A 15,192-nucleotide genomic window follows, 5' to 3' on the forward strand; every position below is an offset into this window, starting at 1 on the left:
ATAAAAACACCGTTCCTTTGACAATCAGGAACGGTGTTTTTGCATAAGCAGTGAGGTCTTTAGTGGGTAGTTACGCTGCCCGTATTGGCACCGGTTCCGCCCGCGGAGTTGCCGCCGCTGTTATTCCCCGGATTGGCGCCTCCCGCAGGTGGGATGTCCGTACTTCCCGGTTGCTGTAAAATCACACCGGGATCATCCGGACTGCCTACCTCTGGGTTATCAGAGCCTGGAGTAGGTTCACTGCCGCTATCCGTGGGTTCAGGTAAATCTGTCGGTTCCGGTGTAGCAATCGGCCCGCCAGCTATAGTGCCCGAGGCCGTCTCATGTCCGCCTACATCTACTGCAGTGACATAGAAGGTAGCATTGGCGCCAGCCGGTGTGCTTGAGTGGAATACGGTGCCTTCGCCTACTGTCAGTACCGCTTGCTTCTGGAAGGAACCGCCGTTCAAGGAACGGTACAGGCGATAGCCTACAACATCCGGTGAACCGCTAGGCGTGAAGGAGATTACCGCTTTGCCAGTGCTGTAAGACACATTGACATTACCCGGAGGGGTTGGCGGATTGCCATCATCTACACGTGGATCAACCTCAGTTGGCACATCGCTCTTCGCATCCGCTGGCATGTAATAGGACAGCGATTCGTGATCTTTCATTTTTGTGAAAGCAGCCAGCAGTTCTTTAACCAAATCTTGAATTGGCTTTTCGCGTTTCACAACAATTTTTTCTTTCAGGAAATCATCAGGCGTCCCATCATGCGGAATATAGTTGACGCCATTATAGGTGATATATCTGGCTTTGGAAATGCCGTCATCACTGGTAGTTGGCACATATTTGGTATTGAATAAATCGGTATTGAACCGATCGGTCAGGCTAGTCGGAAGCTTGCCGCTGTAAGCAGAGACTGTTTTCTTCACAATGCCTTCCGGCTGTGTGAATTTATCAGTGACGAACAGATCAGGCTGTTTATCAATGACCGCATTCATAACCTTAGCCCACAAGGATTGCGCCTGGTGTCTCTGAGTGTCGCCTTGCAGTGTGTTGATCTGCTCTTTGTAGCCGACCCACATTCCGAGTGTTACATCAGGCGTGTAGCCCATAAACCAAACATCCGCATAATTTTGCGTGGAGCCGGTTTTGCCGACGATCGGAATATCTTTGAAATGCTTGTATTTGCTTTTGACAGTGCTGGCCGTTCCGTCTGTAATTACAGTACGCAGCATATCCGTCATGAGATAAGCAGTCTGCTCGGAAAATACCTGTTCGGGATTAACCTTGTGCTGATAGACGATTTTGCCTTCCGAATCGACTATTTTATCGATCATATAGGCATCATTAAAAGCACCCTTATTGCCGATTGCCGAATAGGCATTAGTCAATTCTTCGACCGATACACCATAGCGCAATCCGCCGAGAACCCCTGTTTTGGCACTGTAATCCTGTTCCTGAATCGTTGTAATACCAAGCTTCTTCGCAAAAGCCCAGGCATTATCAATTCCGACCTTCTCATTGAAGAGCTTCAGAGCCGGCAGGTTGAGTGATTTATTCAGTGCATACCGGGCGGTGACAAGACCCTGATAACGATTATTGGAGTTCTTAGGGATGTGAAAGCCTTTCCCGCCATCTTTCAAAATAATCGGAGCATCATCCAGTATCCCCGCTGGCTGGATCAAACCAGCATCCAGGGCCGGCAGATAAGCCGCGATTGGCTTCATGGTGGACCCTGGCTGACGAACCATCTGTGTAGCATAGTTCATCTGCTCGATGTTGAAATCGCGTCCTTCGATCATCCCGAGAATGGCCCCGGTCTTGTTATCGATCATCATACCCGCGGTCTGTTCGACTCCCTTGGTTTTGCTGTCCTTGGTGAAGTTGGAACTATCCTCGGAGATGCTATGCATCGCGCTGTATACCTTCTTGTCAATGGTAGTGTAGACGCGGTACCCACCAGTCATCAGCTGCTGCCTTGCTGCTTCCAGAAGCTGTTTGTTGTCTGTTGGGGTTTTGCTTGTTGTGCTTGCGCCTGTGCCTGTGTTATTCGTCTTGTTCTGATTTAGCGACAGAAGGATCTCCGAAGCTTTGCGTTCGGTTTCGAGCATCAGGTACGGGTAAGTAGCATAAGCCTTCTTGGTGTACGGAGCCAGTGAGCCTTTGATGTCAAAGGTCAGCGCTTCATCATACTGGGATTGTGTAATCTTGTTCTCTTCGAGCATCCGGCGCAGTACAAGCCGCTGGCGGTCCATGGCCCGGTTAAATGCAGTTTCGTTGAACTCACCGGTGCCGCTGAATGCGGAATAGGCAGAAGGAAGCTGCGGAAGTCCTGCCAAATAAGCTGCCTGAGCTATATTCAGCTTATCCAGATTATCCTGACCGAATATTCCCTTGGCTGCTGCTTTGATCCCGTATACGTTGTATCCGTTGGAACCGTTGCCGAATGGTACCTTATTAAGATAAGCTGTTATAATTTCTTGTTTGGACAGGAAGCGCTCCAAGCGCAGTGAGAGCAGAATTTCCTTAACTTTGCGATCTTCTGTTTTGTCCAGATTAAGGAATACGCGTCTGGCCAGCTGTTGGGTAAGCGTACTGCCCCCGGTCTGAACGGATTCGTTCAGCAGCTTCTGCTTGATGGCACGTAGAGTACCGTTGAGATCAATCCCTTTATGTTGGTAGAAATTATTATCCTCGATCGCGAGGACCGCATCAATCACAATCTGGGGAATATTATTGTACTCAACCAGCCTTCGGTCTTCTTCCGTGCGAAGCTGGCCGATCGGTGAGCCGTCACGGAAATAGGCAAATCCGGTGATGGCGTTCTGGCTGACTTGCTGCTGGATAAACTGCTCGGAGCGAACCGGGTCACTTTTCACGATAGATGTAATATAACCGGCCATTGCACCTCCGGCAAACAGAATACCCAGTACGCCGAGAATGAACATCCATTTCACGACAGAACCAAATCTACGAAGCCAGGATCTGCGGGCGGGACGCTTCTTGGCGTTTTTTTTCTTGTTCTCCTCAACCATCGACGATAATCCTCCTTTTAACGGAACTATTATAGCACAAATTGACGATTTTGAATGCGTTCCCGTTGTAACCTGTTTTCGGAAGCTGAACAAAGCGAAGCTACAGGATATAAAATTTGATGTTAGGGTGCAGGAGGGAGATGTAATACAAGTGGGGAAGAAGGGGAATTGTGAAACTGACATCGGTCTATTGCGAAATTGATATTGGTCTAAGGAGAGGAGGGAAGACAGGGGAGCAGACTAAAGAGAAGACAGGAGATAGGATCACAAAAAAAAAAGGTATGTGCTCAAAATATGGGGGTCCATCGGGTACCCTAAGATAACAAAAAGCCCCCGGATAAATCCGGAGGCTTTCAGCATACTCGCCGTAAGCGAAATATTAACGGTTGTAGAACTCGACGATTTGTTTCTCATCGATATCCTGGGACAGTTCAGCACGCTCTGGCAAACGAATGAATTTACCTTCGAAAGAAGCGTCAGAATATTCCAGGTAACCTGGAAGGTGGGAACGGTTAGCAAGAGCTTCCTTGATGGAAGTCAAGCCTTGGCTTCTTTCACGAAGACCGATTACGTCGCCCAGTTCCAAACGGTAAGAAGCGATGTCAACTTTTTTGCCGTTAACAGTTACGTGACCGTGGGATACCAACTGACGTGCACCAGCACGGGAGTTAGCAAAACCAAGACGGTAAACGAGGTTGTCCAGGCGGCTTTCAAGCAAGAACATGAAGTTTTCGCCCGCGATACCTGGAAGCTTTTGTGCTTTGGTGAAAAGAGTTTTAAACTGCTTTTCGCCCAAGCCGTACATGTGACGCAGTTTTTGTTTTTCCAAAAGCTGCATTCCGTAGTTACTTACTTTTCTGCGTTGATTAGCGCCGTGTTGTCCTGGTGGGAAAGGGCGTTTCAGGTCTTTGCCTGTACCGCTAAGGGAAATGCCCAGACGGCGGCTGAGTTTGAATTTAGGTCCGGTGTAACGTGCCATGTTATAGTAGACTCCTTTATAATTGAAATTTCAGGTTAGGGCCTATTTGCGCCGCTTAACGTATGTAGTGGAGGTTTAATAGGTCCACACTGCCTGGGAAGTTCAGCCGCTGCCCTGACAGTAACGATAAGCGTGAGGGTGACACAACGTTACGCCCAAGTAAAAGACCATTACAGTCTTGTTCAACAATAAATATTATATGAAAATAACAGGTAAAGTCAAGCAGAGATTAAAAGTGAATTTGTCAATCTTTGTCGATAGTTCTTTGGTCCTAAAAAAAATCCCGGAATTATGGAAAATATAATGCATTACCGAGAAAAAGAGAGTAAAATATAACCACTTAGATGTTACCGGAAAGTGCGTATTTTAATTGATTTGCAAAGGGGATCCTCGTTATGTCAGAACAAGAAGCATGCGGCCACCGCAGCAATCGTATGCTCTTACAGGACAATGTGCAATCAGGTGGAGATTCGCAAGATCCTGCCGCCTGGCTGAGGGAAACAGATATCGTATCCCACGATCTCCCTTATGCAGCCGATTTGATTGCCGAAAGCTTCCATGAGTGGCAGGGAGGACAAGCTATCCTGCCATTTGCCGCTGCATGGGAATGGTGTGTCCTGAATTTTGAAGCCAAATGGATAGAACATATAAATGAAGAGCAGGAACGTCTGAGAGCAGTATGGGAGGAGACGGGGAGGCACAGTCTTGCCTCCGGACACCCAGAGGTTCTCTCCATCCAGGAGGATGGGGAAGAAAAGATCATCCTGACGATCCCGGTTGTCACGCGCACTCGAGGGGAGATTTTCGCCCTGCTTGGCTGTATGATGCCAACAGCGCAATATGAAGCCGGGGGCAGACATATTGCTGAGGCCATGGCGCAGCATTACCGGACTTGTTTTTACCACCAATTTGAACATGTATTTGTCTCCGATTTGGCAGGGGTTCACCTGCATGCGGAGCGGGAGAGCAACCGGCGTTCGCTGTTGTTCCAGATCGTCCAGCGGATGCATGACAATATTGATGTGGACGCGGTGCTGAGCGAGGTGATCAACAGCATCTCTGCTATGTACCCGGGTGCACGTCTGGACTTGTTCATGTCTCAGGATCACCGGAGCAGCCACCCGCAGGTGAAGCCGCTGCCGCCGCTCTGGACGAGCGATGATGTATGTGCAATCGCTTTTAAAGACGGTAGGGTAGCTATTCATACAAGTGGAGAAGGCGGGCGTTTTGTAGAGATTGGACTTCCACTTGGTGGAAAACAGGGAGTATACGGCGTATTTCATATGGTGCTGGATAACCCGGATTTTCCCGATGTTGATGTACGGTTTCTCTCCATGGTGGCAGATACGGCCGGAACGGCCTTTGAGAATGCCAAGCTGTACGAGCGCTCAAACCAACTCATTCGCGAGCTGCGCATGAGCAATGAACTTACACAGCGGTTGAACCAGAGCCTGCGGCTCGGGGACATTTTCAGATTTGCATTCGAGGAATTGCTGGAGATGTTCGAGGCGGATTACTGCTGCATCTTGCATCTCAATGAAGAGAAAGGCGGTCTTGAGGTGATCGCCTGCAACTATACACCACTGCTGAATGAGATTTTGGAGGTAGGGGGAGGACTCGGCGGCCAAGTGTATGCTACCGGGGAGTCACTGATCCTGTCGGATTATTTGGAGAATTCGAAGGTGAACTCAAAACTGATGGAGGCCACCAGCTCACAGTCTCTCATTGCGACACCACTATATGTAGGCGGAGAAATCCGTGGTGCCATCATGCTGGCGCACCGGGAGACTCACTATTTCTCCTATGACAATTACAGACTGCTGCAAGCAATGGCGGGCCATATTGGACTCGCTGTGGGAAACGCCCGGCTGCATGCCGAGGTACGACGTTTAGCGAATCGTGATACCCTGACCGGTCTGTATGCCCGGCATTATCTGGACGAAGTGATTCAGGAGAGGCAAACCACCGACTTCTGCGGAACGCTGATCGTGGTAGATATCGACCAGTTCAAAATGGTGAATGATACTTATGGCCATCAGCAAGGGGACAAGATTCTGAAGCAGGTCAGCGAAATCGTGAAATCCTCGATCCGCCAAGGCGATATAGCTGCCAGGTGGGGCGGTGAAGAGTTGGCAGTCTATCTCCCCCAGCTTGGCGTGCAGCAGGCCGCTTATGTGGCTGAGCGTATCCGTAAGCGGGTCCAGGAAGAGACTGAACCAGCCGTCACTGTCTCCTGTGGCATCGCTGAATGGAGCTGGACGGATGACCGTGTCAGTGTGGAGTCTCTGTTCTATCGGGCTGACATGGCCCTGTACGATGCGAAGAACAGTGGCCGTAACCGGGTAGTGATGGACAAGAAGAAATCGGAAGAACGATTGAAGAATCCTTGAGGCGCTGCCTCAAGGATTCTTTTTGCATCAGGAACAGTTCCGTATAGATAAGGTGAACAAAAGAAATTAACAAAGAGCGAGGAGGAACGAAGGGGAAGGTTTGGAACTGTAGGAGCGATAGCGAGCGCCTTTGTTCCCAGATTTCAACCGCTAGAAGCAGCTTAAAAAAGAAATCTGGGGACAACAGCGGCCGAAAGTCCAAACATTCACCGTAGTGACGACCGAGCCTTACGTTCAGATCTTAAGTCATCTTATATAGATGGCATAAGTCCGTGGGGCAGAGAGAACCCTAACTACAGATAACAATCCACTTTCAATTATGAAAGGATATAGACCATGAGGAAAAGCATAGCTTATAGCGGAATGATCGCAGTAATGTTAGTTGGTATTCTGGGCAGCGGCTGCACGGAAGTAAACAATAAACCGGCACCAAAGGATTTATCGCTTGCGTTGGCCGGGATGGCTGGAAGTGATGGAGTCAGCTTCGAAGGATCAGCCGCGCTGCTGCGAGAGGGAGAGGCAACACCTGCGCTGAATCAGTATTATGGAGGCAAGATGGAGAACCATAATCAGCTTAGCCTGTACACACTGCTACCGGACAAAGGAACTTCCAAAACGGCTGCGACAGAAGGTATTCGGAAGCTGGAGAAGAATGGAGCGACAGCTCATATTCATTCCGGGGAGAAGTCTTATTCCAGCAAGCTTGAGAAGCGGGAGGGCCAGTGGCAAGAGCTGTCCAAGGCCTCCGGTAACAACGAAGACAATCCGCTCCCGCGATTGAACCCGCTGCTTCAACTGGAGCAGTTGAAGGATGTGGACAAGACGGTTACAGAAGAGACCGGTGCGGCCAGGGGCACCAGGGTTTTGCGCATACAACTGACCCCGGAAGCAGCGCGGGCGCTACTGTCCAGAGAGCTGGAACAGGAAATGAATTCGCTCCGTCCTGCTAACAGCGGAGTGAAGGCTAAGAATACGAATCAGGCCAAAGCAGATAAGGCAATTGAAGCTTTGTGGCAGAAGCAGAACAATGAGATGAAGCAGCAGCTTGCCAAGGCTAATGTAAAGGCTGTGTATCATTTGACCGTGGACAAGAAGCAGAATCTGCCCCGCAAGCTGGACTGGACCAGAACAGTTAGCTATACGGACGGGAAGAAACCTGGGGACCAAGAGTCTTTGGTAGTACAGGTCAATTTCTACGGGTATCATTAACGCTGCAAATGACATGAGGCCTTGCGCTCTATAACGGTCGTGCTACAATAGTAAAGCTTGCTTATTTACGCTTCGAAGAGGAAGGAAGAGAGAAAGAATGAAAGATCCTAGAATTCAAAAGCTGGCGGAAAACCTGGTAGGCTATTCCGTGAACGTCCAGCCGGGCGAGAACGTGCTCGTTGAAATGATTGGCAACGAAAGAGATTTGATTAAAGCAGTTGTGGAGGAGGTCGGTAAGGCCGGAGGCAACGCTTTCGTACAATTGACTGACCGTACCGTCCTGCGCAGCATGCTGAAATATGCAACCCGTGAAAGTCTTCAGACCTGGGCCGAGATTGATCTGAACCGTATGAAGCAAATGGACTGCTATATTGGCATTCGTGCCGGCGAGAACGTTAATGACTTGGCGGATGTGCCTGAAGAAAATATGAAGCTTTACAATTCCCTGTATTCGCACCCGGTACATAGCGAGCAGCGCGTCAAGCACACCAAATGGGTGGTTCTGCGTTATCCGAATGCCAGCATGGCTCAGCTTGCCAATACGAGCACAGAAGCATTCGAGGACTTCTATTTCGAAGTGTGCAATCTCGATTATGCCAAGATGGACAGAGCGCAGGACGCACTGGCTGATCTTATGAAAAAAACCGATAAGGTACGCATTGCCGGCCCGGGAACGGATCTTTCCTTCTCCATCAAAGGCATCGGCGGAGAGAAATGCTCTGGACAGAAGAATATTCCGGACGGTGAAGTATACACAGCCCCGGTTCGCGATTCGGTCAACGGAACAATCAGCTACAATGCAGCTTCCATCTACAATGGAGTTACGTTTGAGAATGTGAAATTCACCTTCGAAAACGGTAAAATTGTAGAAGCCACCAGTAACGATACCGCCCGGTTGAACGAGATTCTGGATTCCGACGAGGGTGCTCGCTATATCGGGGAGTTCGCTATCGGCTTCAATCCGTACATTCTGCACCCGATGAAGGATATTCTGTTCGACGAGAAGATCGCCGGCAGTCTGCACTTCACCCCAGGTCAGGCCTATGACGTTACTGATAACGGTAACCGTTCCTCCATTCATTGGGATCTGGTGCTGATTCAACGTCCGGATTACGGCGGCGGAGAAATTTACTTTGATGATATTCTGATCCGCAAGGATGGTATCTTTGTAATTCCGGAGCTGGAAGGTCTGAATCCGGAAAACTTGAAATAAAATGTAATAAAAAGAAAATCCCTTGCACAAGTAAGCGGATTCAAGGTATCATGGAATGGATTAGCAACTACTTAGTTTATAATAAGTTTCGGAGGGATTCCTATGTCCAGTAACAATGCTGCAATCGTGGAAATTGCCCAAACGGCGAGCCAATTTAACTCTTCTATCGTTCTTCAAGCGGACAACAAGTACATCGATGTTAAAAGTATCCTTGGTTTGTTCACTACTTTGGTTTCAAGCCAAAGCTATGAGCTTCATGTCCATGGAACGGACGCTGAAGAAGCTAAGAAGGCAATGAGCGAAGTATTCGCGAAGCACGGTTTGAACTTTTCTGTAGTCGCGGAGTAAAATAATGGATGGTTGAAGACGTCCTGCCGTTAGCGGCGGGGCGTTTTTTATGTATAGATCCTTATATTTATAAAACGCAGGCTCCACTTTACGGAGCTATTTTGATATAATAGGGCTGATTTTCGAATATACCAAACTGAATTCTTGTATTGGAATCCGATTTCGACTAATATTAAATAAAATGGCAAAAGCAGCAGTAACTTTTGGACATGGGGGGGAAGAAGCATGACTTCATCAGATTTGCAGGAACAGCTTAACCTTAAAGCGATCACTCTTCTACAAGAAGATGCCGATAAAATTCAGAAGCTCATCGAAGTACAGATGGAGAATTTGGCCACACGGTACTGCCCTCTCTATGAGGAAGTGCTGGATACCCAAATGTATGGTTTCTCCAAAGAGGTCGATTTCGCCGTCCGTGCAGGACTGGTGCCTGAGCTTACTGGCAAGCAGCTGGTGAGCAAACTGGAGCGTAATCTGGCCGTATTGTATGAAGCTCTGAACAACAAGGCTAACTAGGGTCACAGGTTGCAGCCGTTCTATCGGACAAGATCATTTATCCGAAAATGATAAAGCGCACACGAGGGAAAGGGGATTCCTCCTGTGCGCTTTTTTGTTGCATATGTGAAGCTAAAGTGGCTGTGTCTAAACCAAATAGAAGGAAACCCCTAGAATCAGGTACACCGCAAGGAGAAGCAATCCCTCATACCAGTTGGTGGCCCCATCCTGCGTAATGGACTTAGCTATGAATACAGCGACTGCGATGGCCACAATCTCAATGGTTGTGAACACAATATCCATGGTGTTGCCCATGAAATAACTCGCGAAAATCAGCACTGGTGCAACAAAAAGTGATATCTGCAGACTGCTGCCGACGGCGATCTCGACAGCCGCACCGATTTTGTTCTTCATGGCGAGCAGAATGGCTGCGCTATGTTCCGCAGCATTTCCTATAATCGCGACCAGGAAGGCACCTACGAACAGCTCACTGAAGCCGAAGCGCTCGGTCAAGGTCTCCAATGTGCCAACGAGCCACTCACTGACAAAAGCGACCATGACGGTAGCTAGAATCAGATACATAATGGATTTGCGTTTGGACCAAGCAGGAGCATGCTCATTGGGCAGTTCTTCCGCTTTATCTTCGGTGACATCCGCTAAATACTTCTTATGAGTGATCATTGAGAAGAGGAGCCAGGCGATGTAGGAGACAATCAGGATTCCGGCAACCACGAGACTGAGAACATCTGTATCTTTTGCCGTAATCGAGTGTGTGTTGAAGAACATGGCGGGTACGAACAGGGCGATGACGGCGACAATCATCAAGGAGCCGTTCATACCGGCAAGGGTGACATTGAAATTCTGCACCTTGTACTTCATGCCGCCAGCAAAAATGCTCAGGCCTAGCACGAGTAGCAGATTACCAATGATCGAACCCGTGAGGCTTGCCTTAACCATGTCGAACAGACCTTCCTTCACGAGGAAAAATGCGATGATCAGCTCTGCGGCGTTTCCGAAGGTCGCGTTGAGGAAGCCGCCAAGCCGTTGTCCCGCATAATGGGCTACACTTTCGGTAGCCCGGCCCAGAAAACCGGCCACGAATACGACTGCGACCGCCGACAGAATGAACTGCAGCGTATGGTCCCAGCCCGCATAATGTCCGATGGCGCTGAGGACAAAAGTGACCACCAGCAGCACCGGGGATATCCATTTTTTCAACTTAGGCACTCTCCAGTCTACGTATGTATGTTGATTTCTTAATCAATATACCCAAAATGTTCCACTCTGTAAACGGAGATGCGAGAAAGTCATTTGCTTTTTAGCCTGTTTTGGAATTACAATAATTGATATTGAGTGTAGGGGGGATATGGCATGGCAGAACAACTTCAACTGGAAAATGGGAACATACGGATTTCAAACGACGTCGTCTCGAAAATTGCCGGGCTGGCAGCCTTGGAGACTCCTGGGATTGCAGCCATGTCCGGCGGTTTGTCGGAAGGCTGGGCGAAGCGCCTGAGCGGTAAGAACGTGCAGAAGGGTGTTACCGTTGAAGTCGGACAGCTCGAAGCGGCAGTCGATTTGCGGATTATCGTCCTCTATGAAACTCCGATTCACGAAGTATGCCGGATGCTGCAGCAGAACGTACGCGAAGCTGTGGAGAGCATGACAGGCCTTCACATTGTTGAAGTCAACGTCAAGGTTGAAGGCGTAGCGTTCAAGAATGACGAAATCTCGTAAGAACGCTGCAAATCATTGATTAGGATTACGTATCCAGAGGGGCATAATCGCCCAAGGAAGAGGGTCTTTCGAGCCGAATAAGGCTTGGGAGACCCTTTTTTTATCTTTATGTCGATAAAAGAAAAAAAGTGTTCCACAGCTTGTCCTGAGCTGCGGAACACTTTTATCTGTTGATGATCTTACTTAACAGTTCATCCGTAATCACGTAATCAGCGACCACGGACTTCTCTGAGTTTTCTTACAGTGGTCACAGACTTGGTGACTTCCTCTTTGGCTGGCCGGTTGGTCTCCCGCGAGATGCTAAGCATGATACCCATGGACATCATAGTCATCAGCAGTGAGGAGCCCCCGTAGCTTATGAAGGGAAGTGTTACACCGGTGAGCGGGATCGTCTTGGTCACACCGCCGATGTTAACGAAGGCCTGAATGGCGATCATCCCCATCACCCCGATCCCGACAAGTGTTCCGAATGGATCGGTGCACCTGAGCGCAATCATAATCCCTCGCCATAAGAAGAACAGATACAACAGTAGGAAAATGGAGGTACCGATAAATCCTAACTCTTCACCGATAACGGCAAAAATAAAGTCAGTTTGTGGATAGCGGAGATAATGCAGCTTCTGAACGCTTTGTCCAAGCCCAGAACCGCTGATGCCTCCTTCGCCAAGAGCGGTCAGAGACTGCAGGATGTTGAATCCGCTGCCTTCTGCAACCTCGAAGGGATCGAGGAAGGCATCGATCCGGCCCTTTTTATAATCCTGTGTGGCTGCGACTTGACCGGAAGGCGGAGACAGCGAATCAATGGCAGCCTTGGCACCCAGTACAATTCCGACGCCGAGTACAAGCAAGGCAATAGAGCCTAAGATATGCTTCATGCTTGCACCGCCAGTATAAATGACCAGCCCGCTGGTGGCCACCAGAATCATGCATGAGCCAAGGTCAGGCTGCATCATAATTAATCCTGCTACAATTCCAACGATGACCATAACCGGGATGTAACCGGTCCGGAGGTCTCTAAGCCGCTCCCCTTTTTTAGTAATCAGGGCAGCAAGATAGAGAATAATCGATATTTTAGCTAGCTCGGTAGGCTGAATCCCTAGTCCCATAATGTTAAGCCAGCTACTTGCGCCATTGATTCTTTCGGTAAAGGCCACGAATAGGAGGAGAACAAGGGTAACCAGGAACATAGGTGCGTACCATTTTTTAAATTTGCTGTAGTGGATATTCATTGTCACGAACATGGCGAATAATCCCAGGACAACCCATATGATCTGACGTTTAACGAAGTAGAGCGGATCATTTTTGAAGAATAGACTGGAGCTTGCGCTGAAGACCATGATCAGTCCGAAGCCGACAAGCAGCAGGGTCAGTATCAATAACAGGAAGTCGGGTGTTCCTCTTTTGGGCAGGTTGACTTTGGCGTTCGTCTTTCCCTTACGGTTACTCAAGCCTCAAGCAACTGCTTCAGTTCAAGGATCCGCTCAGCAGCAATGTCCAGCACAGGCTGCGGTACCGGTGATTCGTATTCCAGTCCATGAGGGAAGGTTGCTTTGCCAAGGTATACAGCCTCAATGGCGAGAACCGCATCGGGCTTCTCTAACTTGCCCTCCACTGCGCGTGTGTTGACACGTAGGAAGTATTCACCGCCGTTATTCCGGTCTTCAATCTTGCAGTCGTATGTAGCCCGGTAATATTCCCATTGCCAGCGAATGAAACCGGCCTTTTCTGCACTCTCGTCCAGATAAAGAAGGTCGCTTCTTAAGCCTACGAGACCCGTGTTCTCAAATATCATAGCGCACTTTTCCCCCTTATGAAGTATAATGATTAATTCGTTTATCCGCTTACAGACGTTCATTCTCATGATAGTATGTTTCCAGAGGTTCTGCAAGACAGGGTTTAGCCATACATACCCAGTTTTTTTGGTTTCTGCTACAATAGAAGAAATATAGCCGCTTAGGCAAGGTGACAGCAATGTAGTATGCTGTCATTCCTTGTCAGGCCCGGTTGTCTAGGAAGGGAATGGAGCAGGCATGAAGCAGCCAACAGTTGAAGCATTGATGAACGATATGGTGAAGTGGCGCCGTCATCTGCACAGCCATCCTGAGCTGTCATATCAGGAGAAGGAAACATCGTCTTACGTTGCGGCCAAGCTGGAAGGCTTCGGCATTGAAGTCAGAAGAAGTACCTCAGGTTACGGCTTAACAGGGATTCTAAAAGGGGCTCGGCCCGGTAAGATTGTTGTACTCCGTGCGGATATGGATGCATTGCCGATACAGGAAGAGAACAAAGTGGAATATGCCTCGACTAAGAACGGGGTTATGCATGCCTGTGGTCATGACGGGCATACAGCAATTTTGCTAGGGGCAGCAGCCTACTACAGCAGCAGGCGCGGCGAACTGGAGGGGGAGATCCGCTTTCTTTTCCAGCCTGCCGAGGAAGTGTGTCCTGGCGGTGCGGTTGGTATGATTGCCGAAGGTGTGCTGGAAGGGGCAGACGCGGTCTACGGACTGCATCTGTGGACACCACTGCCTGTAGGAACCGTGGGTAGCGCCCCGGGGCCTTTGATGGCGTCCACGGATGAGTTCTTTATCAACATCAACGGTAAAGGCGGTCATGGCGGCATCCCGCACCGTGCGGTAGACAGCATCGTTGCGGCTGCAGCCCTGGTGACACAGCTCCAGAGCATCGTTAGCCGGTCTGTTGATCCGCTGCGCCCTGCGGTGGTCACTGTGGGCACCATTCAAGGCGGGACCGCTCAAAATATTATTGCGGAGCAGTGCCGTATAACAGGGACGGTTCGAACCTTTGACGATGAGAGTCGTCAGCTGATTCGGCGCAGAATTGAAGAGATAGCGTTGGCCGTCGCAGCTACATATGGAGCCGAAGCGAAAATTGAGTACATGACGGGTTACCCGCCGCTAGTGAATGACGAACAGGAATTCAGCCGGTTTAAGTCAACAGCACCTGGAGCGCTGGGTGAAGAGGTTCAGGTTGTGACGCTGGAGAAATTGATGCCAGCGGAGGATTTTGCCTACTATTTGCACCATGTGCCTGGCTGCTTTATGTTCGTGGGTGCCGGTAATCCCGACAAGGATGCCATATATCCGCATCACCACAGCCGATTTGATTTTGACGAGGATGCTATGCTGCACGGCATCAAGCTACTCATTGCCATGACGGATTCCCGGCTTAAAGAAATTACTGAAGAATAATGCAGTCCTCAGCTGGACAACCTAATCGCGAAATATGCGAGATTTAGGAGGGATTCCAGTTGAAGACAATCAAGGAAGTCATGACAGCGGGACCAGTGACAGTTACCCTAAAGGATAATATTTATGAGGTTGCTGTCAAAATGAGAGACAATGGTACCGGATTTATTCCCGTTGTCGACTCAGAAGGCAGCGATCAATTGATCGGTGTAGTTACAGACCGTGATCTTGTCATCCGGGGGTATGCAGCTAAGCATTCAGGCTCCACTGCTATAGAGACGGTGATGAGCAAGGAGCTGCGCACGGTGACAGAGGATACTTCGGTAGATGAAGCTGCGGAAATTATGGCTGCAGGACAGGTTCGGCGTCTGCCTGTAGTCAGCGGCAAGAAGCTGATCGGCATCGTGTCCATCGGTGACCTAGCCGTACGGAATATCTTTGCCGATGAAGCGGGAGAAGCGCTTAGCAGCATCTCACAGCAGACCTTGCATTAAATACTCATACAGGAAGCTCATGTCCGTGTTCGCGGAGGTGGGCTTTTTCCTGTTAATCAGACAGCAGAGTGCGTACATACTGACCATAGAATAGTTAA

Annotated in this window: 13 protein-coding genes; 8 read left to right on the top strand and 5 right to left on the bottom strand. The window is 49.3% G+C overall.

What is annotated here, in order from left to right; translation table 11 throughout:
• Positions 1 to 59: 59 nt before the first annotated feature.
• Positions 60 to 3,020, bottom strand: a complete 2,961-nt coding sequence (locus HPT30_RS27930) for a transglycosylase domain-containing protein (protein WP_175374533.1) — start codon at positions 3,018 to 3,020, stop codon at positions 60 to 62.
• Positions 3,021 to 3,399: 379 nt separating this feature from the next.
• A complete protein-coding gene (rpsD, locus tag HPT30_RS27935; RefSeq protein ID WP_066370830.1) occupies positions 3,400 to 3,999 on the bottom strand; it encodes a 30S ribosomal protein S4 in 600 nt (199 codons plus the stop codon).
• 395 nt (positions 4,000 to 4,394) lie between these two features.
• On the opposite strand from rpsD, the gene HPT30_RS27940 reads away from it, so the two are divergent.
• The 5 genes from HPT30_RS27940 (at position 4,395) to HPT30_RS27960 (ending at position 9,675) form a co-directional block, all read left to right on the top strand.
• Complete coding sequence (locus tag HPT30_RS27940) at positions 4,395 to 6,389, top strand: sensor domain-containing diguanylate cyclase (protein ID WP_175374534.1); 1,995 nt, start codon at positions 4,395 to 4,397, stop codon at positions 6,387 to 6,389.
• Positions 6,390 to 6,725: 336 nt separating this feature from the next.
• Positions 6,726 to 7,598 (top strand): hypothetical protein, encoded by an 873-nt coding sequence (locus tag HPT30_RS27945; protein ID WP_175374535.1) that lies wholly within the window; start codon positions 6,726 to 6,728, stop codon positions 7,596 to 7,598.
• Positions 7,599 to 7,695: 97 nt separating this feature from the next.
• Positions 7,696 to 8,811 (top strand): aminopeptidase, encoded by a 1,116-nt coding sequence (locus HPT30_RS27950; protein ID WP_175374536.1) that lies wholly within the window; start codon positions 7,696 to 7,698, stop codon positions 8,809 to 8,811.
• A 102-nt stretch (positions 8,812 to 8,913) separates the two neighbouring features.
• Complete coding sequence (locus HPT30_RS27955; RefSeq protein WP_175374537.1) at positions 8,914 to 9,159, top strand: HPr family phosphocarrier protein; 246 nt, start codon at positions 8,914 to 8,916, stop codon at positions 9,157 to 9,159.
• Positions 9,160 to 9,384: 225 nt separating this feature from the next.
• On the top strand, positions 9,385 to 9,675 hold the full coding sequence (locus HPT30_RS27960) for an Fpa/YlaN family protein (RefSeq protein WP_066370804.1): 291 nt from the start codon (positions 9,385 to 9,387) through the stop codon (positions 9,673 to 9,675).
• Between the two features lie 126 nt (positions 9,676 to 9,801).
• Here HPT30_RS27960 and cax read toward each other — a convergent pair whose 3' ends face one another.
• Positions 9,802 to 10,872 carry a calcium/proton exchanger gene (cax, locus tag HPT30_RS27965; RefSeq protein ID WP_175374538.1) on the bottom strand — a complete coding sequence of 357 codons (1,071 nt, stop codon included), beginning with the start codon at positions 10,870 to 10,872 and terminating at the stop codon, positions 9,802 to 9,804.
• A 153-nt stretch (positions 10,873 to 11,025) separates the two neighbouring features.
• Between cax and HPT30_RS27970 the strand changes: the two genes are divergently transcribed.
• Positions 11,026 to 11,391, top strand: coding sequence for an Asp23/Gls24 family envelope stress response protein (locus tag HPT30_RS27970; protein ID WP_175374539.1), 366 nt, complete (start codon positions 11,026 to 11,028; stop codon positions 11,389 to 11,391).
• Positions 11,392 to 11,600: 209 nt separating this feature from the next.
• On the opposite strand, the gene ftsW is transcribed toward HPT30_RS27970, so the two are convergent.
• Both ftsW and HPT30_RS27980 read right to left on the bottom strand, forming a co-directional pair.
• A complete protein-coding gene (ftsW, locus tag HPT30_RS27975) occupies positions 11,601 to 12,839 on the bottom strand; it encodes a putative lipid II flippase FtsW (protein ID WP_246317495.1) in 1,239 nt (412 codons plus the stop codon).
• The gene (locus tag HPT30_RS27980; protein WP_175374540.1) at positions 12,836 to 13,183 is read right to left on the bottom strand and encodes a YugN family protein; all 348 of its coding nucleotides are present in this window, start codon (positions 13,181 to 13,183) and stop codon (positions 12,836 to 12,838) included. The genes ftsW and HPT30_RS27980 overlap by 4 nt, the downstream gene beginning before the upstream one ends.
• A 238-nt stretch (positions 13,184 to 13,421) precedes the next feature.
• Between HPT30_RS27980 and HPT30_RS27985 the strand changes: the two genes are divergently transcribed.
• Positions 13,422 to 14,603, top strand: a complete 1,182-nt coding sequence (locus HPT30_RS27985) for a M20 family metallopeptidase (RefSeq protein ID WP_175374541.1) — start codon at positions 13,422 to 13,424, stop codon at positions 14,601 to 14,603.
• Positions 14,604 to 14,662: 59 nt separating this feature from the next.
• Positions 14,663 to 15,094 (top strand): CBS domain-containing protein, encoded by a 432-nt coding sequence (locus tag HPT30_RS27990; protein WP_175374542.1) that lies wholly within the window; start codon positions 14,663 to 14,665, stop codon positions 15,092 to 15,094.
• Positions 15,095 to 15,192 lie beyond the last annotated feature (98 nt).

The sequence above is a fragment of the Paenibacillus agri genome (genome assembly GCF_013359945.1).
Classification (GTDB): domain Bacteria; phylum Bacillota; class Bacilli; order Paenibacillales; family Paenibacillaceae; genus Paenibacillus_AQ; species Paenibacillus_AQ agri.